The sequence below is a fragment of the Pseudomonas corrugata genome (assembly GCF_050920615.1).
Taxonomy (GTDB): Bacteria; Pseudomonadota; Gammaproteobacteria; order Pseudomonadales; family Pseudomonadaceae; genus Aquipseudomonas; species Aquipseudomonas corrugata.
Window position 1 is genome coordinate 4,494,512 of record NZ_CP130434.1, and the last position, 18,280, is coordinate 4,512,791.

General features: G+C 57.3%; 21 protein-coding genes. 15 read left to right on the forward strand and 6 right to left on the reverse strand.

Annotation, left to right across the window (positions count from 1 at the left end; translation table 11 throughout):
• Positions 1-86 precede the first annotated feature (86 nt).
• The 7 genes from QZH45_RS19650 to QZH45_RS19680 all read left to right on the forward strand — a co-directional run bounded on the left by QZH45_RS19650 (position 87) and on the right by QZH45_RS19680 (position 6,950).
• Entirely contained in the window at positions 87-410 is a 324-nt protein-coding gene (locus QZH45_RS19650) for a PepSY domain-containing protein (RefSeq protein ID WP_024779347.1), read from the forward strand.
• Positions 411-502: 92 nt separating this feature from the next.
• Entirely contained in the window at positions 503-973 is a 471-nt protein-coding gene (locus tag QZH45_RS19655) for a DUF2271 domain-containing protein (RefSeq protein ID WP_024779348.1), read from the forward strand.
• 25 nt (positions 974-998) lie between these two features.
• Positions 999-3,179, forward strand: coding sequence for a PepSY domain-containing protein (locus QZH45_RS19660; RefSeq protein ID WP_055135651.1), 2,181 nt, complete (start codon positions 999-1,001; stop codon positions 3,177-3,179).
• Positions 3,163-4,140, forward strand: a complete 978-nt coding sequence (locus tag QZH45_RS19665) for an FAD:protein FMN transferase (protein WP_231995022.1) — start codon at positions 3,163-3,165, stop codon at positions 4,138-4,140. The genes QZH45_RS19660 and QZH45_RS19665 overlap by 17 nt, the downstream gene beginning before the upstream one ends.
• A gap of 31 nt (positions 4,141-4,171) precedes the next feature.
• Complete coding sequence (locus tag QZH45_RS19670) at positions 4,172-4,873, forward strand: VIT1/CCC1 transporter family protein (protein WP_053190835.1); 702 nt, start codon at positions 4,172-4,174, stop codon at positions 4,871-4,873.
• A 513-nt stretch (positions 4,874-5,386) separates the two neighbouring features.
• Positions 5,387-6,022, forward strand: a complete 636-nt coding sequence (locus QZH45_RS19675; RefSeq protein WP_081036545.1) for a c-type cytochrome — start codon at positions 5,387-5,389, stop codon at positions 6,020-6,022.
• A gap of 10 nt (positions 6,023-6,032) precedes the next feature.
• Positions 6,033-6,950 carry a c-type cytochrome gene (locus QZH45_RS19680; protein ID WP_053190832.1) on the forward strand — a complete coding sequence of 306 codons (918 nt, stop codon included), beginning with the start codon at positions 6,033-6,035 and terminating at the stop codon, positions 6,948-6,950.
• A gap of 91 nt (positions 6,951-7,041) precedes the next feature.
• Here the strand turns inward: QZH45_RS19680 and QZH45_RS19685 are convergent, their stop codons facing one another.
• The 6 genes from QZH45_RS19685 to QZH45_RS19710 all read right to left on the reverse strand — a co-directional run bounded on the left by QZH45_RS19685 (position 7,042) and on the right by QZH45_RS19710 (position 11,842).
• Positions 7,042-7,329, reverse strand: coding sequence for a cyd operon YbgE family protein (locus tag QZH45_RS19685; protein WP_080996548.1), 288 nt, complete (start codon positions 7,327-7,329; stop codon positions 7,042-7,044).
• Positions 7,326-7,448 (reverse strand): cytochrome bd-I oxidase subunit CydX, encoded by a 123-nt coding sequence (gene cydX / locus QZH45_RS19690; protein ID WP_024779353.1) that lies wholly within the window; start codon positions 7,446-7,448, stop codon positions 7,326-7,328. Before cydX ends, QZH45_RS19685 begins: the two co-directional genes overlap by 4 nt.
• 22 nt (positions 7,449-7,470) lie before the next feature.
• Positions 7,471-8,607, reverse strand: a complete 1,137-nt coding sequence (cydB, locus tag QZH45_RS19695) for a cytochrome d ubiquinol oxidase subunit II (RefSeq protein ID WP_024779354.1) — start codon at positions 8,605-8,607, stop codon at positions 7,471-7,473.
• Positions 8,600-10,171, reverse strand: a complete 1,572-nt coding sequence (locus tag QZH45_RS19700) for a cytochrome ubiquinol oxidase subunit I (RefSeq protein ID WP_024779355.1) — start codon at positions 10,169-10,171, stop codon at positions 8,600-8,602. Before QZH45_RS19700 ends, cydB begins: the two co-directional genes overlap by 8 nt.
• Positions 10,168-10,368, reverse strand: a complete 201-nt coding sequence (gene cydP / locus QZH45_RS19705; protein ID WP_053190830.1) for a cytochrome oxidase putative small subunit CydP — start codon at positions 10,366-10,368, stop codon at positions 10,168-10,170. The genes QZH45_RS19700 and cydP overlap by 4 nt, the downstream gene beginning before the upstream one ends.
• A gap of 148 nt (positions 10,369-10,516) precedes the next feature.
• The gene (locus QZH45_RS19710; protein WP_055135652.1) at positions 10,517-11,842 is read right to left on the reverse strand and encodes a sigma-54 interaction domain-containing protein; all 1,326 of its coding nucleotides are present in this window, start codon (positions 11,840-11,842) and stop codon (positions 10,517-10,519) included.
• Between the two features lie 228 nt (positions 11,843-12,070).
• On the opposite strand from QZH45_RS19710, the gene QZH45_RS19715 reads away from it, so the two are divergent.
• The 8 genes from QZH45_RS19715 (at position 12,071) to QZH45_RS19750 (ending at position 18,225) form a co-directional block, all read left to right on the forward strand.
• Complete coding sequence (locus QZH45_RS19715) at positions 12,071-12,949, forward strand: MBL fold metallo-hydrolase (RefSeq protein WP_053190827.1); 879 nt, start codon at positions 12,071-12,073, stop codon at positions 12,947-12,949.
• Positions 12,950-13,003: 54 nt separating this feature from the next.
• A complete protein-coding gene (locus QZH45_RS19720; RefSeq protein ID WP_055135653.1) occupies positions 13,004-14,674 on the forward strand; it encodes a bifunctional protein tyrosine phosphatase family protein/NAD(P)/FAD-dependent oxidoreductase in 1,671 nt (556 codons plus the stop codon).
• Between the two features lie 28 nt (positions 14,675-14,702).
• Positions 14,703-15,503 (forward strand): sulfite exporter TauE/SafE family protein, encoded by an 801-nt coding sequence (locus tag QZH45_RS19725; RefSeq protein WP_055135654.1) that lies wholly within the window; start codon positions 14,703-14,705, stop codon positions 15,501-15,503.
• 112 nt (positions 15,504-15,615) lie between these two features.
• On the forward strand, positions 15,616-16,056 hold the full coding sequence (locus tag QZH45_RS19730; RefSeq protein WP_024779361.1) for a YeeE/YedE family protein: 441 nt from the start codon (positions 15,616-15,618) through the stop codon (positions 16,054-16,056).
• Positions 16,053-16,472 (forward strand): DUF6691 family protein, encoded by a 420-nt coding sequence (locus QZH45_RS19735; RefSeq protein WP_024779362.1) that lies wholly within the window; start codon positions 16,053-16,055, stop codon positions 16,470-16,472. Before QZH45_RS19730 ends, QZH45_RS19735 begins: the two co-directional genes overlap by 4 nt.
• A gap of 13 nt (positions 16,473-16,485) precedes the next feature.
• Complete coding sequence (locus tag QZH45_RS19740) at positions 16,486-16,674, forward strand: YgaP family membrane protein (RefSeq protein ID WP_024779363.1); 189 nt, start codon at positions 16,486-16,488, stop codon at positions 16,672-16,674.
• Between the two features lie 102 nt (positions 16,675-16,776).
• Positions 16,777-17,640: an MBL fold metallo-hydrolase gene (locus QZH45_RS19745; protein ID WP_055135655.1), complete on the forward strand. Its 864-nt coding sequence runs from the start codon at positions 16,777-16,779 to the stop codon at positions 17,638-17,640.
• Positions 17,641-17,859: 219 nt separating this feature from the next.
• A complete protein-coding gene (locus tag QZH45_RS19750; RefSeq protein WP_024779365.1) occupies positions 17,860-18,225 on the forward strand; it encodes a YidH family protein in 366 nt (121 codons plus the stop codon).
• Positions 18,226-18,280 lie beyond the last annotated feature (55 nt).

Sequence of the window (18,280 nt, forward strand, 5' to 3'; positions counted from 1 at the left end):
CCTGACGTGAATCTGAAGATTCAGCTGATTGTCAGGAATGCACTCTAGGGTATGCGACAGATGCCGACCGCGGCAGGAGACAGATCATGAAATCAGCTTTTATTGCCCATGCAACCCTTTTGAGCCTGCTGCTCAGCGGTCATGCCCTGGCCGACGAAGACTGCAGCGACCCGGTGAGCGACTGGCAACCCCGTGACACCTTGCGTCTGCAAGTCGAGCGGCAGTATGGCTGGAACGTGCAACGCATCAAGGTTGACGACGGCTGTTACGAGCTCAGGGGATTGGATCGAAAAGGCAACGCCATCGAAGCCAGCTACTCACCGGCCTCGCTGCGCCTGCGCACCCTAGAGATCCATTTCCGCGACGATGGCGATGCCAAGGACTACCTCGGCAGCCCGATCACCGAATGACGCCTCACCTCTCGATGAGTTTTTCCTGCGCTTCAGGTTGCTGTCAGCAAGCAGGTCCAGGCTCTCGACCTAACGATCAGAAGGAGACACTCATGAAGAAGATCATCGCAGCCACCTGCCTCGCCGGCGCCATTGCCCTGCCAGGGTTGGCCCATGCCCGTGAAGTGACGCTGACCACCCAGCTCAAGGACTACAGCGGCAATGATGCCTACCTGGCGATCTACGTGACCGACGCCAATGGCCAATACCAGAAAACCCTCTGGGTGGCCGGCAAGAAGGCCAAGTACTACAAGCACCTGGGAGACTGGGCCCGCGGTAGCGGAATGAACCGCACCGAGTTTGATGGGGTCAGCGGTGCCAGCGTCGGCAGTGGGCGCACGCTCAAAGTCAGCGTCGAACTGGCAGACACCCTGATCGATGCCGGGTACCAGATCCGCATCGACAGTGCCGTCGAGGACAAACGTGACGCCCGCGCCGATGTCAGCGTGCCGCTCACGTCCAAGGGCGCGGGCCAGCCAGCGGCCGGCAGCACTTATGTCGAGTCCTTTACTTACGATCTGTAGCACCTGCCCTTTCCGGAGGCTGAACATGCTTCGCCAGTCCCATTCCCTGCCCGGTCTGATCGCCGCCCTGTTGGTCATGCTGTTGGCCATCAGCGGCGCGATCCTGTCGGTCGACCCGGCGCTGGAACGCTTGCACAGTACCACCACCGCGACCGGACAACTCAACGTCGGCCAACTGGCCGGACGTGTTGCCAATCACTTCCCGGGCGTAGAGCAGATCCAGCGTACAGCGTCCGGGACAGTCATCGTCTACTACAACCGGAACGGTCAGGCCGGGGCTGAAACGGTCGATCCGCTGACGGGCGAAGGCCTGGCACCCTATGCACCCAGCGCGTTCACGCGCTGGGTGAAAGAGCTGCACCGCTCGATGTTCCTCGGCTCGCCAGGCCACGGGGTGTCGGGGGTCGGCGCGCTGTTCATGCTGATGCTATCGGTGTCTGGCGCGCTATTGCTCGCCCGGCGCCTGGGGGGTTGGCGCAAGGTGCTGCGGCCACTGCGGGGCACCTTCAGCCAGCGCTGGCATGCTGAGGTCGGCCGACTGGCCTTGCTCGGTCTGCTGCTGTCGGCGTTGAGCGGGCTCTATATGTCTGCCACCACCTTCGGCTTTATCGCTGACGGCAGTCAGAGTGAACCCGCCTTCCCCGCTCACGTCAGTAACGGCCCGGCCTTGCCGGTGGCGAGCCTTCAAGCCTTGCAGGCTACCGACCTCAATGAGCTGCGCGAACTGGTCTACCCGAGTCCCGGTAACCCGAAGGATGTGTTTTCCTTGCGCACGATCCAGGGCGACGGCTACGTGGATCAGGTCAGCGGCGCCTTGCTGTCCTATCAGCCCCACGACTCGATGCATCGTCTTTATGAATTGATTTACCAGATGCACACCGGCGAGGGCCTGTGGTGGCTGGGCCTGCCCCTGGGACTCTGCGCCCTCTGCGTACCGTTGATGAGCGTGACCGGCATCCTGTTGTGGTGGCGCCGCCGCAAGGCTGGCCCGAAGATCCGCCACAACACCCCTGCCCACTCTGCCGACAGCGTGATTCTGGTGGGCAGTGAAAACAACAGCACCTGGGGCTTTGCCAACACCTTGCACGCCGCCTTGCACCTGGCCGGACACCGGGTGCATAGCGCGACCATGAATCAGTACGCCAACGACTACAGCAACGCCCAGCGGGTGCTCATCCTGACGGCGACCCACGGTGACGGCGACGCGCCAGCCTCGGCCTCGCAGTTCCTGGCGCGGCTGGCCAAAACCGGTATCAAGCCCGGACTGCCCTTTGCTGTGCTGGGCTTCGGTGATCGGCAGTTCCCGCAGTTCTGCCAGTTCGCCCATCAGGTGCACGACGCCATGTTGCAGGCCGGTGGCGCGCCGTTACTGGGGCTGGAAACCGTCAACCGCCAGTCCTCTCAGGAATTTACGCGATGGGCCCACGCGCTGAGCGAAGTGCTCCAGCATGACCTGACACTGATCCATGCCCCGCAGCGGCCACAGACTCACCCATTGCAGCTGACCGAGCGCATTGTCTACGGCGAACAGGTGAACGCCCCCACCCACGTCTTGCGCTTCAAAGCGTCCAGCGAGTTGCCGGACTTCCTGGCCGGTGACTTGGTCGCGATAGTGCCCCCGGGCAGTCAGACCCCGCGTTTCTATTCGCTGGCCAGCGGTTCGCAGGACGGCGTGCTGGAAATCTGCGTGCGCAAACACAACGGAGGCGTGTGCTCGGAGTTTCTTCACGGCCTGGACATTGGTGCGTCGATCGAAGCGTTTATCCAGCCAAACCCGCAATTTCGTCCGGCGTCGGGCACGCACCCGGTGATCCTGATCGGCGCCGGTACCGGCATCGGCCCCCTGGCCGGTTTTATCCGCAACAACACGGCCCGCCACCCGATGCATTTGTATTGGGGTGGACGCAACCCGGCCTCGGACTTTCTCTATGAGCCGCAGCTCAACCAGTACCTGGCCGACCGTCGCCTGACGGCACTGCGCGCCGCCTTTTCTCAGGTTCAGGACCGCTGCTACGTGCAAGACCGACTGATCGGCGATGCCCTGGCCCTGCGTCGACTGATTGAGAAAGGTGCCCAGGTGCTGGTGTGTGGCAGCCGCGAGATGGCCAAAAGCGTGATGCAAGCCCTCGATGAAGTATTGGCGCCTCTCAATCTGAATGTTCTGACCCTCAAGGCACAAGGACGCTACCGTGAAGACGTCTACTGAGTTGCAGCGCTACAGCCTGAGCGGCGAAACCATGGGCACCCGCTACACCGCTCTGTTCTATGCCGGGGCCGGGATCGATAGCGACGAAGTGGGTCGTCACTTGGCCTGCGCTGTGGCCCGGGTGGACCAGCAAATGTCCACCTGGAAACCCGACTCGGACCTCAACCGCCTCAACGCCGCGCCCGAGCAACAATGGGTAGCAGTGCCCCGGGAACTGGCGACAGTGTTGTCTGCGGCACTGCGTATCAGTCAGCAATCCGCTGGGGCCTTCGACATCGCGGTGGGAGACCTGGTTGATGCCTGGGGGTTCGGCCCCGGAGAACAGACAGTCACAGAACAGGCGCTCGCGACGATGCCGCCGAACACCCGGTTGTCAGCCAGCGCCGCGCTGGTGGTTGACCCTTTACGCAATCAGGTGCGCAAACGCGCGCCGCTGCACCTTGATCTGAATGGCATCGCCAAAGGATTTGGAGTCGATGAACTGGCCCGTTGCCTGGACGGTTTTGGTATCAGCCGCTACCTCGTCGGCATCGATGGCGAGATGCGCGCCCGGGGCGTCAAACCCGACGGTCAGTGCTGGGTCGTGGCGGTGGAAAAACCTGAACGGGGCGTACGTGAAGTCATGGGTGTCATGGAGCTTGGCGATGCCGCGATCGCGACCTCCGGGGACTACCGACACTGGGTCGACGTGGCCGGTCAAGCCTATGCCCATACCATGAATCCGGCCACTGGCGCGCCGCTGTGCAACCCCATCGCCGCCGTCACCGTGGTGGCCGCTTCGTGCATGCTCGCTGATGCCTGGGCCACGGCGCTGATGGTGTTGGGTGAAACCGAAGGGCCACGTCTGGCTCAGGAACGCGGGATGGATGCGTTGTTCGTGCTGCGCGACGAACAGCGATTCAAGGAAATATCCATTGTCGGCGGTCGGTTGCAGGCGCAGATTGAAACCCGTCCGATGTGAAACCCTTGATAGCAGCGAGTCGCTCTCAACCATGAAGTTCATGCACAGGCACACCGAGTCCCACCGCAGTGATCGTATCGGCTGGCTGCGCGCCGCCGTTCTTGGGGCCAACGACGGAATTGTCTCCACCGCCAGCCTGCTGATCGGCGTGGCCGCCGCCAACTCCAGCCATGTCACGTTGCTGGTCACGGGCATGGCCGGGCTGATGGCCGGCGCCATGTCCATGGCAGCAGGTGAGTACATCTCCGTGCATTCCCAGGCCGATACCGAGCGTGCCGATTTATCCCGCGAACGGGCCGAGTTGGCCAGTGACCCGAAAGCCGAACACATCGAGCTCGCCAACATCTACATGCAGCGAGGCGTATCACCCGAGCTGGCGCGACAGGTGGCCGATCAATTAATGGCCCATGATGCGCTCGGCTCACATTCCCGCGACGAACTGGGTATCAGCGCCACCTTCACCGCCAAACCCTTGCAGGCTGCCCTCGCCTCCGCCGCCAGTTTCGTGGTGGGTGCCGCCTTGCCCCTGACGGTGACGTTTGTCGCGCCGGAACACAGCGTGGTGCCCTGGATATCGTGCATGTCATTGGTGTTTCTCGGGACACTGGGCGCCATCGCCGCCAAGGCCGGCGGAGCCAAGGTCATCACTGGGGCCTGGCGGGTGACATTCTGGGGGGCGCTGGCCATGGGCGTCACGGCACTGGTGGGATCGCTGTTTGGAGCGGTGGTTTGACGAGGCGTACGCGCTCGAAACCATAAAGGGGTCGTTCACAGTAAAAATGCTATCGCCAGGCTGGGTAGTACCAACAAAACCGCCGCGGTGGTTCGCTGGCTGTGCTCTTGCGCGTTACGGAAAATTTTCTGCGGGCAACTGATCTACATCAAGTCCGTTCAGCGCGCAGCAAATACCTTAAAACCTGGCTGTTGATGATCAAACTCCAAGGGTCGCCGTGGAGCTCGTAAAGCCGGCAGTCTGGCTTCCTGCCTGGCGACCCACGTCCTACCTTGCAGGCCCGCCCTATCTTACCAGTCGATCCGTTTTCAACATAAACAAGGAGCTAGCTGACTTTCATACCAGGGAGTTTCCAATGCTGAACATCAAAATACGCGGTCCAGGATGCGCCAACTGCAAAAAGCTCGAGACCGCAGGTGCTTGCGCCTGGAGCGACGCAATCCGAACCAAGTAACTATCAACCTGATTGACCGGACTTGCTATTACAAAAACAATGATAATGAGGGCTGGCAGATGAAAACTATTCTATTGGCACTAGCCTGTACTTTATCCAGTGCATTTACGGCATCCATCTTTGCAGCAGATGCACAGAAAATATTCTCCCAAGGAGGCGCTAATCCAGGGGCCATAGCCTGCTCAACCTGTCATGGTCCTGACGGTCTGGGTATGCCTGCGGCTGGTTTCCCAAGGCTTGCGGGCCTACCTGTTGATTATCTGACGAAGCAGATCGCTGATTTCCGCTCAGGCGCCAGAAGTAATCCAATAATGCAACCAGTCGCTCAGGCATTGAGCGAAGACGAATCAAAAGCCCTCGCGGTTATGTTTGCCAAGATGCCAAGCTCAGTAGTAACACCAATCAATCGTGCACACGCCGCGAAAGGACCTGGCGAGGTCATGGCTTTGAGAGGTGCATGGGATCGAAATATTCCCGAGTGCGTAGCGTGCCATGGGCCAAGTGGTATCGGAGTCGGCGCCGCTTTTCCGCCGCTTTCAGGCCAGTCGGCTCAATACCTCACATCTCAACTGAATGCCTGGCGGCAGAAGACTCGCAGAAATGATCCAGCCGATCTCATGGGCCATATTGCGCGCTCGCTCACTGATAGCGAAGTCGAGGCCGTTGCCCAATATTTTGCGCAACTCAGTAAATAGAGGCCCAGCCATGAAATCAATCGTCGCGGCACTTATTACTTACAACATCCTATCGATGGCTTGTGCTACTGAAGTTGTAGAATCAACCGCGCCATCCAAAAATCCGAACCCAATCCGGAATAAGGCTGCCACATTCGTCCCGCCCGCGGAGCAAGCGCTACCTGACAATGCTTTTGGTCGATTAGTCCAGCAAGGCCGCGCAATCTTTGTAGATACGAAAGCCAATGCATCCGAGTTCGTTGGAGACGGATTGAACTGCACCAACTGCCATTTGGAACAAGGAAGAAAAGCTGACTCTGCTCCTCTTTGGGGGGCTTACACAATGTACCCGGCCTATCGAAAAAAGAACGACAAGGTCAATACCTACGCTGAGCGCTTACAAGGGTGCTTTCAGTTCAGCATGAACGGAAAGCCGCCTCCGGCAGACAGCCAAGTCATCGCGGCTCTAACCGCATACTCCTACTGGCTCGCAACGGGCGCACCTACAGGCCAAGAGCTGCCCGGACGTTCCTATCCCGAGATTCCTGAACCTGCCGGCGGTTTCGATCTCACCAAAGGAAAGGCCATCTACGCCAAGCAGTGTTCTGTATGCCACGGAGCTGAAGGTGAAGGTCAGAAAGCAGGAAGCGACTATGTGTTTCCACCACTTTGGGGCAAAGATTCATTCAACTGGGGTGCGGGAATGCATCGAATCAATACCGCTGCAGGCTTCATAAAATCGAACATGCCGTTAGGCAAGGGGGGAACACTCTCCTCCGATGAGGCGTGGCATGTTGCAGCCTATATGAACAGCCACGAACGACCAAAAGACCCAAGGATGATAGCCGGCTCTGTCGAACAGACCAGACTGAAATTTCATGAGACGGATGGGGTCAATCTTTATGGGCAAAAGGTGAACGGAGTGATAATCGGCCAAGGCACTGAGTGAGTCAGCTCAAACGAAACCAAGCTATCCCTGACTGCACGAGTGTCGTCATGTTATAGCTTGGTGACGCTGCATCCTCTCTTGTCGCCAGTCCTCAATGTAGAAACCTTACCCAGCCAGCAACTGCAAGCGTCGCAAGGCAGGTCCAGCCTGAGAAAAGCCAACGCCACACGAGCGTCCGCGGAACAAATCCCACACCTCTCACAAAAGCCACACTCATGGCTGCGAACAATGCTGTCGCCAGAGCATGATCCGGCCTGCCATCGGCAGCAGCCATCATGGGAGGATAGAGCGTACATGCAAGCATGATTGCTATAGCGATAACCAGACTCGGCAAACGAATCTGTGAGATCGGTTGTGGGTCAGCGACACGCGGCATCATGACCGTGCCTCCTCGTTGTCACTCGAGGCTCGGCCGACTTCGTTCTCGCCCCACATCGCATTGAGAATAGCCAGTAGCAACGCAAAACCGACACCCAGCATCCAGGCGAAATACCACATGTTCATGACTCCTTTGCCGGCATTAATAGGCCGAATGTTCGTTGGCTTTGATCTGCGCGATGGTTACCTTGCCCCGCATGACGCGGTAAGCCCAAGAGGTATAAAGCACAATCAGTGGCATGAAGATCAGCGTGGCCCAGAACATGATGGTCAGGCTCAAGTGACTGGAGACGCTGTCCCACACCGTAAGACTCGCTGCAGGCATCGTGGATGACGGCATAACGAACGGAAACATCGATATGCCTGCCGTGCTGATAACACCGATGACCGCGAGCGATGACGCAATAAACGCTGAAAGTGTACGTCGCACCATCAACAACAAAGCAGCGCCTGCTGCGCCACTCAATCCCAATGCGGGCAGTAACCACAGCAAAGGATAGTGGCCATAGTTGTCCATCCAGGCTCCAGCTTCGCGTACCACGGATTTGCCGAGAATGTCGGGCAGTCCCGCTGTATCAACCACGGACGTGATGCGGTAGCCATCGATCCATTGCAGCCAGATGCCGGCAACCAGGAAGGTACACACCAGCACGACCGCTGCACCCACCCCGCCTTTGATTGCCCTTGCCTGGATAACACCCTCAGTGCGATGTGCCAGATAAGCACCGCCTTGCAGAGTGATCATTGCACCGCTCACAGCACCGGTAAGTAACGCGAAGGGATTGAGCAGTTGCCAGAAACTGCCGGTGTAGGTCGACACCAGAAAATCGTTGAAGTGGAAAGGTACACCTTGCAGAAGGTTTCCAAACGCAATCCCGAACACCAGAGGCGGCACTGCCCCACCCACGAAGAGTCCCCAGTCCCAAGTGCTACGCCAGGTGGAGTTGTGGATCTTGCTGCGATAGTCAAAACCCACGGGGCGGAAGAACAACGCCCAGAGGACCAGAATCATTGCCCAATAGAAACCGCTGAACGCTGTGGCATACACCACAGGCCATGCCGCGAACAATGCGCCGCCCGCAGTGATGAACCAAACCTGATTCCCATCCCAATGCGGACCGACGGTATTGATGACGACGCGACGCTCCATGTCATTGCGGCCAACAAATGGCAGCAGCGTGCCAACTCCCATATCGTGGCCATCCATGATGGCGAAGCCGATCAGCAGCACACCGACCAGCGCCCACCAGATAATTTTCAGGGTGAAGTAATCAAGCATGGAGGAGTTCCTTCAAATGGGCATCGTGAACATAACGGCCGGTGCCGAGGCTGCCTGGACCTTGACGGGCAAACTTGACCATCAGGAACATTTCAACCACCAGCAGCACGGTGTAGAAAACGATGAATCCCGCCAGCGAGCCATAGAGGTTGTTGACGCTGAGCGTGGATACGCTCATGTGGGTCGGCAGCACGCCGTATATGGTCCAAGGCTGGCGGCCGTATTCAGCGACGAACCAGCCAAGCTCACAGGCAATCCATGGCGCAGGCAGCATGCAGAGCGCCCAACGCAGTAGCCAGCGGCGGCGCGTGCAGGTCGACTTCAGGGTGCTCCAGAAGGCAAGCCCGAAGAGCATAAGCATGGCAAAGCCGAGACATACCATGATCCTGAACGCCCAGAACATGGGCGTCACGCGCGGCACCGTATCGTTCACAGCCTTTTCGATAATGGCCGGCGTAGCCTGGTTGACGTCCTCGACATACTTCTTGAGCAACAGGCCGAAGCCCAGATCGGCCTGGTATTTCTCGAATGTATTGAGCGCTGCTGAATCGGTGCGATTGGCCCTGACGGCTTCAAGAGCATTGACGGCGGTAATGCCTCGGAGAATTCGAGCGCGGTTCTTTTCCTTAATCTCATGAATGCCTGGAATCTGCTTGCTGACTGATCGTGTGCCAATGAGGCCCATCAACCAAGGCACTTCGACTTCCCAGTTATTTTTGGACTCGGCTTCATTGATACTGGCCACCAACGTCAGGCCTGCCGGTGCAGGCTTGGTTTCCCACATGGCCTCCATGGCAGCCATTTTTGTTTGCTGTGCCTCACCCACCGTGTAACCAGACTCATCACCCAGTACGATCACACTCAGCACCGATGCCAGGCCAAAGGCTGCCGCCACCCGGAAGCTGCGTTTGGCAAACTCGACATCACGATTCTTGAGCAAATACCAACTGGAAATCGACAGCACAAACATCGAGCCGGTGACGTAACCGGCTGAGACGGTGTGTACGAACTTGGCCTGCGCCACTGGATTGAAAACCACCGCCCAGAAATCAACCACCTCCATGCGCATGGTGATGTAACTGAATTCTGAACCCACCGGGTTCTGCATCCATCCATTGGCGATCAAAATCCACAACGCTGAAAGGTTTGTGCCAATCGCCATCAGCAACGTGACCAGTAAATGGTGCTCTTTCTTCAGACGATCCCAACCAAAGAAGAACAGGCCGATCATGGTCGATTCAAGAAAGAACGCCATCAAGCCTTCGATTGCCAGCGGGGCTCCGAAAATATCGCCGACGTAATGCGAGTAGTACGCCCAGTTCGTACCGAACTGAAATTCCAGAGTGATGCCCGTGGTCACCCCCAAGGCAAAGTTGATGCCGAACAGCTTGCCCCAGAAACGCGTCATGTCCTTCCAGATGACATTACCGGTCATCACATAGACACTTTCCATGATGACCAGCAGCCAAACCATGCCAACCGTGAGCGGTACAAAAAGAAAGTGGTAAAGCGCGGTGGCTGCAAACTGCAGCCGAGACAAATCCACCAGGTGTTCTGAAATCACTTGCTTGCCCCTTGAGTCGAGGTGGGTACGCCGAACCTGTCGCCGATAGTGTTCGAATCGACGCTAACGCGCGAATCCCGGATGAACATCCACCACAACACTGTCAGCACCAGTAGTTTGATCACTACTGCCGTGAGCAGTTGGCGTCGCAGTCGTTTGTCGGAAATGGTCATGACTATGCAGATAGCACAGGGCATGCCAAGGGCAAGCAGTTGTATTTTTTCTTTTTAAAACAGTCAGTTAACCACTAGATCGGTGATACGCAAGATGCCTCGGCAGGGCTAATGCACTGCCAATCTGCCAGGGCTGGCAGTCATTGGCAGTCTTGCGCTTGAACACTTGTTACTAGGCCAGACCTTGCTCTTTCAATCGTCGGTACAACGTCCGTTCGCTAATACCCAGGTGCCTGGCCAGCTCACTGCGAGTACCTTTGAAAGTTGCCAGTTCCTGTGTCAGCGAGTTGCCGTCGAAAGCAGTTGAAGGAGCGGACTGAGCAGACGCCGCCACGGATACCGGGGGCAAATGTATGGAGCGGATCACCCCATCGTCAGCAAACAGACTGGCTCTTTCCAGAACGTTGCGTAATTCACGAATATTGCCGGGCCAGGCATACCGCTGCAATTGCATTAAAGCATCTGCATCTATCGTCAGTCGGCGCTTGCCTGTACCGACACGTTGCAGAAATGAATTTACAAGCAGACCAATGTCTTCCACTCGGTTACGCAAGGGCGGTAGTTGAATTGGAAAGGCGCTGATGCGGTAGTACAGATCCTGTCTGAACTCCCCCTTCTCCATCATCTTTTCCAGTGGTTTGTGGGTCGCAGCAATCAACCTGAAGTTGGCATGAAGGGTTTCGACACTCCCGACACGGCGATAAGTGCCCGATTCGATCAGGCGCAACAACTTCACTTGCATGGCCAGTGGAACATCGCCAATTTCATCGAGGAACAATGTGCCGCCTTGGGCAGTTTCAACCAGGCCAGGCTTACGCGTGGTGGCACCGGTGAATGCTCCTTTTTCATGGCCGAACAGTTCGCTCTCGAATAACGTTTCGGTCAATCCAGAGCAATCAACGACGACAAAGGGTCCAGTGGCCCGCTCGCTGGTTTCATGTACGGCGCGGGCAAACAGCTCTTTGCCCGTACCGGATTCACCCAGCAACAGCACTGGCAGCATTGATGGTGCCACCCGCTGCAGCTCCGACAGGGCACGGTTGAAGGCGGGTGAGCAGCCGACAAGCCCCTCATTGCTGGGTCGCGCATAGGCACTGCGGACCAGGGTGAGACGCTCCACGTAGGCAGTAATAACACCGTGTTCGTCTAGGATCGGACGCAACTCGACGTCGACATGCTCAGGCCCGCGAGGCGTGTGGTGAATGTGCAGGACACGATCCGGTCCGCGCATTTCCTGCGCTTTTTTCATCGGGCAATTCTCACCCGCCTGATCACAAGGTACGTCGTAATGGTGTGAGATTTGATAACACTTATGACCGATAAAGGGTTTGTCAGCGCTGCCAAACTGCCGTTGATAGGCCGTGTTGGCAGCCAGGATGTTGTAGTCCGGATCGAGCACGATCATTGGCTGGGATTCGTGCTCAAGAAACGAAACAAGTGACTGCACTTGTTCCGAGTGCGGGAGTAAGTGGGTTGGGGTGGGCAGGATAGTTTTCATCGTGGCTCCTGATATTCCATCCATCCTGTAATGGCACTGCCACCTCTGTCAACACGGACTGCCAATGGCAGTAAATCCAAGTGAATATTGAAAGAGTCAGACTACTTCACGAAAAATAAAAACCAATAAAATCAAATAGATAAGACTTAATTTTCGTACCGATCCGGTCTGGCAGACTTATTGCTATGTCAGTCCTTAGGCTGGGGAAAGCCCCTAAGGAGACAGGTCATGAGCATAAAACTTCACGTCGAAGGATTCTTCGACTCTGCTACCAATACCGTCAGCTATCTTGTGTTGGATGAGGCCACCCATCACTGCGCTGTAATCGACAGCGTACTTGATTACGATCCCAAATCCGGCCACACCGCCACAACGTCTGCCGACAGATTGATTGCGAGGGTGAACGAACTCAATGCACGGGTCGACTGGATTCTTGAGACCCACGTCCATGCAGACCACTTGACGGCTGCGCCCTACCTGAAGGAAAAGCTCGGTGGAAAAATAGGAATCGGTAGCCAGATTTCGACGGTGCAGGAAGTGTTCGGCACGCTGTTCAATACAGGTCGCGGTATGGCCCGCGACGGAAGCCAGTTCGATCACCTGTTCGTTGATGACGAACCGTTTGCCATTGGCACGCTGCAATGCCACGCGCTCCATACACCGGGCCATACACCAGCCTGCATGACTTATTTGATCAGCGATGGGACCGAAACGGCCGCATTCGTCGGCGATACCCTGTTTATGCCGGACTACGGTACTGCACGCTGTGACTTTCCCGGGGGCAACGCGCGTACGTTATTCCATTCAATCAACAAGGTGCTGAGTCTGCCGGCCAACACCTTGTTGTACATGTGCCACGACTACCAGCCTGGTGGTCGCGAAGTGCAGTTCGTCAGTACCGTTGCCGACCAGCGCGCGCACAACGTCCATGTGCGTAATGGCATCAGTGAGGAGGAGTTCGTGGCCATGCGCACCAAGCGTGATGCGTCGATGGACATGCCAACACTGATCCTGCCATCCGTTCAGGTCAACATGCGCGCCGGGCACTTGCCTGAGCCTGAGGCGAACGGGACGCGCTACCTGAAAATCCCGCTCAACGCCGCCTGACGTTGCCCCTCCCCCTAGAAAATCAGAAGAAAAATACCCTTGACGGAGACCCTCATGGACATTCGTTGCCTTGCGCCTGGACTGTCGGTATCAGAACAGATTTTTCCCAATCAATTGGCAGAACTGAAAGACGCCGGTTTTCGCGCCATTGTGTGTAACCGCCCCGATGGTGAAGGAGGCGATCAACCCTTGTTTGCCGAAATCAAACGAGCCGCCCAAGCCCTTGGCCTCGAGGCGCACTACCTTCCCGCGGAATCAGGCAAAGTCACCGACGAGCAAGCCATCGCTTTCGGCAAGCTCCTTGAAACACTGCCAAAACCGGTGTTGGCCTACTGCCGTTCCGGTATGCGCTCGACAACGATGTGGGCGCTGTCACAAGCGGGCCAACAATCCCTGCCCCACATTGTCGAGACCGCCAAAAAAGCCGGGTTCGATATGAAAGGCGTCATCCGCCGTATTGTGAATCAGGGACGCACGCCGGTCGAAGTCGCTGAGGCGCAGCACACTGTGGTTATCATCGGGGGCGGTGCGGCAGGTATTGCGGCGGCATCCAGCTTGCTGGCACGAGCCCCAGGACTCGACGTTGCCATCATCGACCCGGCAGATGTGCACTACTATCAGCCTGGCTGGACACTTGTCGGCTGTGGCGTCTTCGATGCAGCCCAAACTGCACGCACGATGGGTACGACCATCCCCCGCGGTGTGCATTGGATCAAGTCGGCGGTCGCCGCTTTTGAACCCGAAAGAAATGCCGTCATTCTTGATGGATGCAGAGTCGTCAAATATGAGCAACTGATCGTCTGCCCTGGCCTGAAGCTCAATTGGCATGCAATCGAGGGGTTGTCGGACACCCTGGGTCGCAACGGCGTGACTTCAAACTACCTGTATCACCTTGCGCCTTATACGTGGGAACTCGTGCAGCAACTGAATGGTGGACGAGCCATCTTCACGCAACCGCCCATGCCAATCAAATGTGCCGGGGCGCCGCAAAAAGCAATGTACCTGTCTGCCGATCATTGGAAACGTACTGGTGTATTGGACAAAGTCGAGATCGAGTTCCGCAGCGCCGGCGCGGTGCTGTTCGGCGTTCCCGACTATGTGCCTGCATTGATGGAATACGTCGCGGCCTATGGTATCGACCTGAACTTCGGCAACACCCTCACCAGCGTAAATGGACCCGCACGGACTGCAACGTTCAACTGTGTCAATCCGGATGGCAGCGCCCATCTTGTTACGCGCGACTTTGATCTCCTGCATGTGGTGCCACCACAGATCGCGCCGGATTTCGTTCGGGTCAGCCCTCTCGCAGACGCGGCTGGCTGGGTTGATGTCGACCCTGCCACCCTGCGTCATAAAACCTGGGCAAATATTCACGCCCTGGGAGACGCCACCAACTCCAGCAACGCGAAAACCGCGGCAGCCGCACGCAAACAGGCGCCAGTCGCTGCCCATAATGTATTGGCAGCAATGGGGAAAGCGAAAGGCAGCGCCCATTACGACGGGTACGGCTCCTGCCCGCTGACGGTTGAACGCGGCAAGATCGTACTGGCTGAATTCACCTATGGCGGCAAGGTTGCCCCCAGTTTTCCATCCTGGCTGATTGACGGTACCCGGCCATCGAGGCTGGCATGGCTGCTCAAAGAGCGGATTCTTCCACCGCTGTATTGGAAGGGAATGCTCAAAGGCCATGAGTGGATGGCGAAACCTGAGATGGCTGATTTATGAAATCAGGACTGAAGGCAAGGAGACTGGGATGATCGTGGTCTTACTGCTCGGGCTCACTGTAGGAGTCATTCTTGCGCTGACCGGCGCCGGCGGAGGAATACTGGCTGTTCCGTTACTGGTATTCGGCGTCGGGTTGAGCATGGCCGAGGCGGGCCCCATTGGGTTACTGGCTGTCGGGTTAGCTGCGACCCTGGGTGCCGTAATGGGACTCAAGAACGGCACCGTCCGCTATAAAGCGGCGCTTCTGATTGCCGGCGCGGGGATCGTCTGTTCTCCCCTTGGACTCTGGCTGGCGCAGCGCACACCTAATCGCCCGTTGACGATCATGTTTGCCTTCGTGCTGATGTACGTTGCGTTTCGGGTCTATCAACGATCGCTCGCGCCCTCCACTGAGTCGAAGCCCTTCGTCACATCCAAACCGCCACCTTGTCTATTGGACGTCAACCGAGGAAAGCTCAACTGGACCGGTCCGTGTGCTTGGGCACTCACCGTCTCCGGCATTGTCGCGGGCGGGTTGTCTGGATTGCTCGGCGTGGGCGGAGGCTTTGTGATGGTGCCGGCGCTCCAGCGATACACCAATTTGACCCCGCAGTCAGTGCTCGCAACGTCTCTGGCCGTGATCGCGCTGGTTTCCATTTCCGGTGTTGCCGCAAGCTCGGCAGCCGGGCACCTGCAGTGGGCAGTTGCCATTCCGTTTTCCATCGGAGCATTGGCTGGAATGGTGTGCGGACGCCTGATCGCGGCCCGGCTGGCGGGTCCATACTTACAGAGGGGCTTCGCCGCAGTTTCCATGGTAGTTGCGGTGGCGTTGCTGGTGAAGGCGATTTAGTCATGTGCATAAGCCGCCGTCACGCAAAGCAGGTGTTCTATCGCATCAGGAGCCCCGCAGCACTGGCTGTCATCCAGAACCTCTATCAACAATTTCGCGCCGGAGAATCCTCATGAATGTCGACTGGCTCAACTTCACACCCTGGTCGTCCCTTGCCGGAGGCGCATTGATTGGCCTGGCCGCCAGTCTATTTGTCGTTGCCAACGGACGTATCGCAGGCATCAGCGGTCTGATCGGCAGCCTTTTGCAGCGTGGGAGCGAGGGGGTGAGTGAGAAAGCTCTTTTTCTCCTGGGCCTGCTCATCGCGCCGCTTCTCTGGGGCTTGTTCGGCACACTGCCACAGATCGAGTTCAAAAGTGGCTGGTTCGGACTGGCCGTCGCCGGTGTATTGGTGGGCATTGGCACACGATACGGATCAGGTTGCACCAGTGGCCATGGGGTATGCGGCCTATCGCGCCTTTCGCCGCGATCGATGGTCGCCACTGTTTGTTTCATGTTCAGTGGTTTCGCCACAGTGTTTGTCTTGCGTCATCTGCTGGAGGGGTGGACATGATCAAACTGACCGCATTCATCGCTGGCCTGGTGTTCGGCTTGGGTCTGCTTCTGGCAGGCATGGCCAACCCGAGCAAAGTGCTCGCTTTCCTGGATCTGGCTGGTGCCTGGGATCCATCCCTGGCATTGGTCATGGTCGGGGCCATTGGCACAGCCGTTGGCCCGCTAACCTGGGCGCGACAACAAACCAGTTCGCTGCTGGGAAGGCCCATGCAGCTACCGATCAAACGTGAATTGGACCCCCGCTTGATTGGCGGGAGCCTGTTGTTCGGCATTGGCTGGGGAATAGCAGGCATCTGCCCTGGCCCCGCAGTCGCAATTCTGCTGACTGGACGCTGGCAGATAATCGTATTCATGTTGGCCATGCTGGCCGGCATGTTGTTGTTTACTGCGCTGGAGACCCGGCGCAGTCATTGATCGGGAGATCGCCATGAAAGCGAACATTGGAACCATTGACCGTAGCCTGCGTATCGTCGCCGGTCTGCTTCTCATTGGCCTCAGTCTGTCCGGTGTGATCGGCGTGTGGGGTTGGATAGGTTTAGTGCCGCTGGCCACTGGCATTTTCCGTTTCTGCCCCGCCTATGCATTGCTAGGCATCAAAACCTGTAACCGTTGCTGAACGAAAACCGTTGCACATCAGGTACGCAGCGCTGATCACGGTTCCTTACAGAACCTTTGGCAGATCAGCACTGCTCTCGTGTATCGAAAAGAGAATTCCATCATGAACCCCCATGTAGAAGCTTTTTTTGACTCCGCTACTTATACCTACAGCTATGTTGTCAGTGACCCAACCACAGGCCGCTGCGCCATTATCGACTCTGTGCTCGATTACGACCCCGCATCAGGTCGCACCTCCTGCAAAAGCGCGGAACGTTTAATCACCTACGTGCGTGAGCAGGCGCTTACGGTAGAGTGGTTATTAGAGACCCATGTACATGCCGACCATCTTTCCGCGGCTCAGTATCTAAAGCACGAGTTGGGCGGCCAACTGGCCATCGGCGATCAGATCACCGTGATTCAGAATACTTTTGGCAAGTTGTTCAACGTCGGCAGCGAGTTCGCCACCGATGGTCGTCAATTCGACCGGCTGCTGAAAGACGGTGAGCGCTTTTGGGTCGGAGGAATCGAAGCGCACGCCATCCATACGCCGGGACATACACCGGCCTGCATGACCTATCTAATCGGAGATGCTGGTTTTGTCGGCGACACACTGTTCATGCCTGACTACGGCACGGCCCGATGCGACTTTCCCGGCGGCGATGCGCGAAAACTCTTCCAGTCCATTCAGAAGTTGTTCGAGTTGCCCGACGATACCCGTTTGTTCATGTGCCACGACTACAAGACCCCGGGTCGGGATGACTACCGCAATGAAACCACCATTGCCGAGCAAAGAGCCCACAATATTCATGTGCATGAGGGCACTGGAGAAGCGGATTTCGTAGCTATGCGCCAAGCGCGGGACGCTACGTTGGGCATGCCGACACTTATCCTGCCATCCGTGCAAGTGAACATGCGAGCAGGTCATTTGCCTCCACCTGAAAGCAATGGCACTTGCTACCTGAAAATCCCTCTCAATGTGCTCTGAGGGCTGACGTCAATTGACTCACTTGAGCATTCAGCGTCGACCAATGTCATCGCAGCCTCACAAGGGTAGCTGAACGCTTCAGCTCGTGATTCAACTCCCCGCCAAGGCCATGCGCTGCAACCCCGGCAGTTGAATCCATGAACGTGCAAGTGGATGGCTACTGGTTAACGCTGCTCTGAGCGGAGCCGTTTCAAGACTTGTTCGAGCAAGGAGATTTTAATGTCCGACCTGAAAGATCCACGCGTGTTCTTTGCTGCGGAGAGAACCCTGCTGGCGTGGAACCGAACCAGTCTTTCGCTTATGGCCTTCGGCTTTGTGATTGAACGATCCGGGCTACTGCTACAGATGCTCAAACCCGGTGCTTCGGGCAGCCCTGAAAGGCATTTCTCCTTCTGGATCGGACTCGCTTTTCTCATGCTGGGCTCATGGGTTGCATGCTGGTCATCCTGGCAGTACAAACGCGTCGTCAAGGCTCTGGAGCCCGTTGAAATCCCTGACGGGTACAGTATCAATTCCGGCCCTATGGCAAATGTGATCACTGCTGCTCTGGGAGCCTTGCTCATGGTCTATCTTTCCATCATCTGAGTAGGCCTCAGCCTTTACAGCAAGAGGGTTCAGCTGGATGTCCTCTATTGATACA

Coding starts and splice junctions, on each gene's coding strand:
- QZH45_RS19650 (WP_024779347.1), top strand. CDS start 87: ATGAAATCAGCTTTTATTGCCCATGCAACCCTTTTGAGCCTGCTGCTC.
- QZH45_RS19655 (WP_024779348.1), top strand. CDS start 503: ATGAAGAAGATCATCGCAGCCACCTGCCTCGCCGGCGCCATTGCCCTG.
- QZH45_RS19660 (WP_055135651.1), top strand. CDS start 999: ATGCTTCGCCAGTCCCATTCCCTGCCCGGTCTGATCGCCGCCCTGTTG.
- QZH45_RS19670 (WP_053190835.1), top strand. CDS start 4,172: ATGAAGTTCATGCACAGGCACACCGAGTCCCACCGCAGTGATCGTATC.
- QZH45_RS19675 (WP_081036545.1), top strand. CDS start 5,387: ATGAAAACTATTCTATTGGCACTAGCCTGTACTTTATCCAGTGCATTT.
- QZH45_RS19680 (WP_053190832.1), top strand. CDS start 6,033: ATGAAATCAATCGTCGCGGCACTTATTACTTACAACATCCTATCGATG.
- QZH45_RS19685 (WP_080996548.1), bottom strand. CDS start 7,329: ATGATGCCGCGTGTCGCTGACCCACAACCGATCTCACAGATTCGTTTG.
- cydX (WP_024779353.1), bottom strand. CDS start 7,448: ATGTGGTATTTCGCCTGGATGCTGGGTGTCGGTTTTGCGTTGCTACTG.
- cydB (WP_024779354.1), bottom strand. CDS start 8,607: ATGCTTGATTACTTCACCCTGAAAATTATCTGGTGGGCGCTGGTCGGT.
- cydP (WP_053190830.1), bottom strand. CDS start 10,368: ATGCCCTGTGCTATCTGCATAGTCATGACCATTTCCGACAAACGACTG.
- QZH45_RS19710 (WP_055135652.1), bottom strand. CDS start 11,842: ATGAAAACTATCCTGCCCACCCCAACCCACTTACTCCCGCACTCGGAA.
- QZH45_RS19715 (WP_053190827.1), top strand. CDS start 12,071: ATGAGCATAAAACTTCACGTCGAAGGATTCTTCGACTCTGCTACCAAT.
- QZH45_RS19720 (WP_055135653.1), top strand. CDS start 13,004: ATGGACATTCGTTGCCTTGCGCCTGGACTGTCGGTATCAGAACAGATT.
- QZH45_RS19725 (WP_055135654.1), top strand. CDS start 14,703: ATGATCGTGGTCTTACTGCTCGGGCTCACTGTAGGAGTCATTCTTGCG.
- QZH45_RS19730 (WP_024779361.1), top strand. CDS start 15,616: ATGAATGTCGACTGGCTCAACTTCACACCCTGGTCGTCCCTTGCCGGA.
- QZH45_RS19735 (WP_024779362.1), top strand. CDS start 16,053: ATGATCAAACTGACCGCATTCATCGCTGGCCTGGTGTTCGGCTTGGGT.
- QZH45_RS19740 (WP_024779363.1), top strand. CDS start 16,486: ATGAAAGCGAACATTGGAACCATTGACCGTAGCCTGCGTATCGTCGCC.
- QZH45_RS19745 (WP_055135655.1), top strand. CDS start 16,777: ATGAACCCCCATGTAGAAGCTTTTTTTGACTCCGCTACTTATACCTAC.
- QZH45_RS19750 (WP_024779365.1), top strand. CDS start 17,860: ATGTCCGACCTGAAAGATCCACGCGTGTTCTTTGCTGCGGAGAGAACC.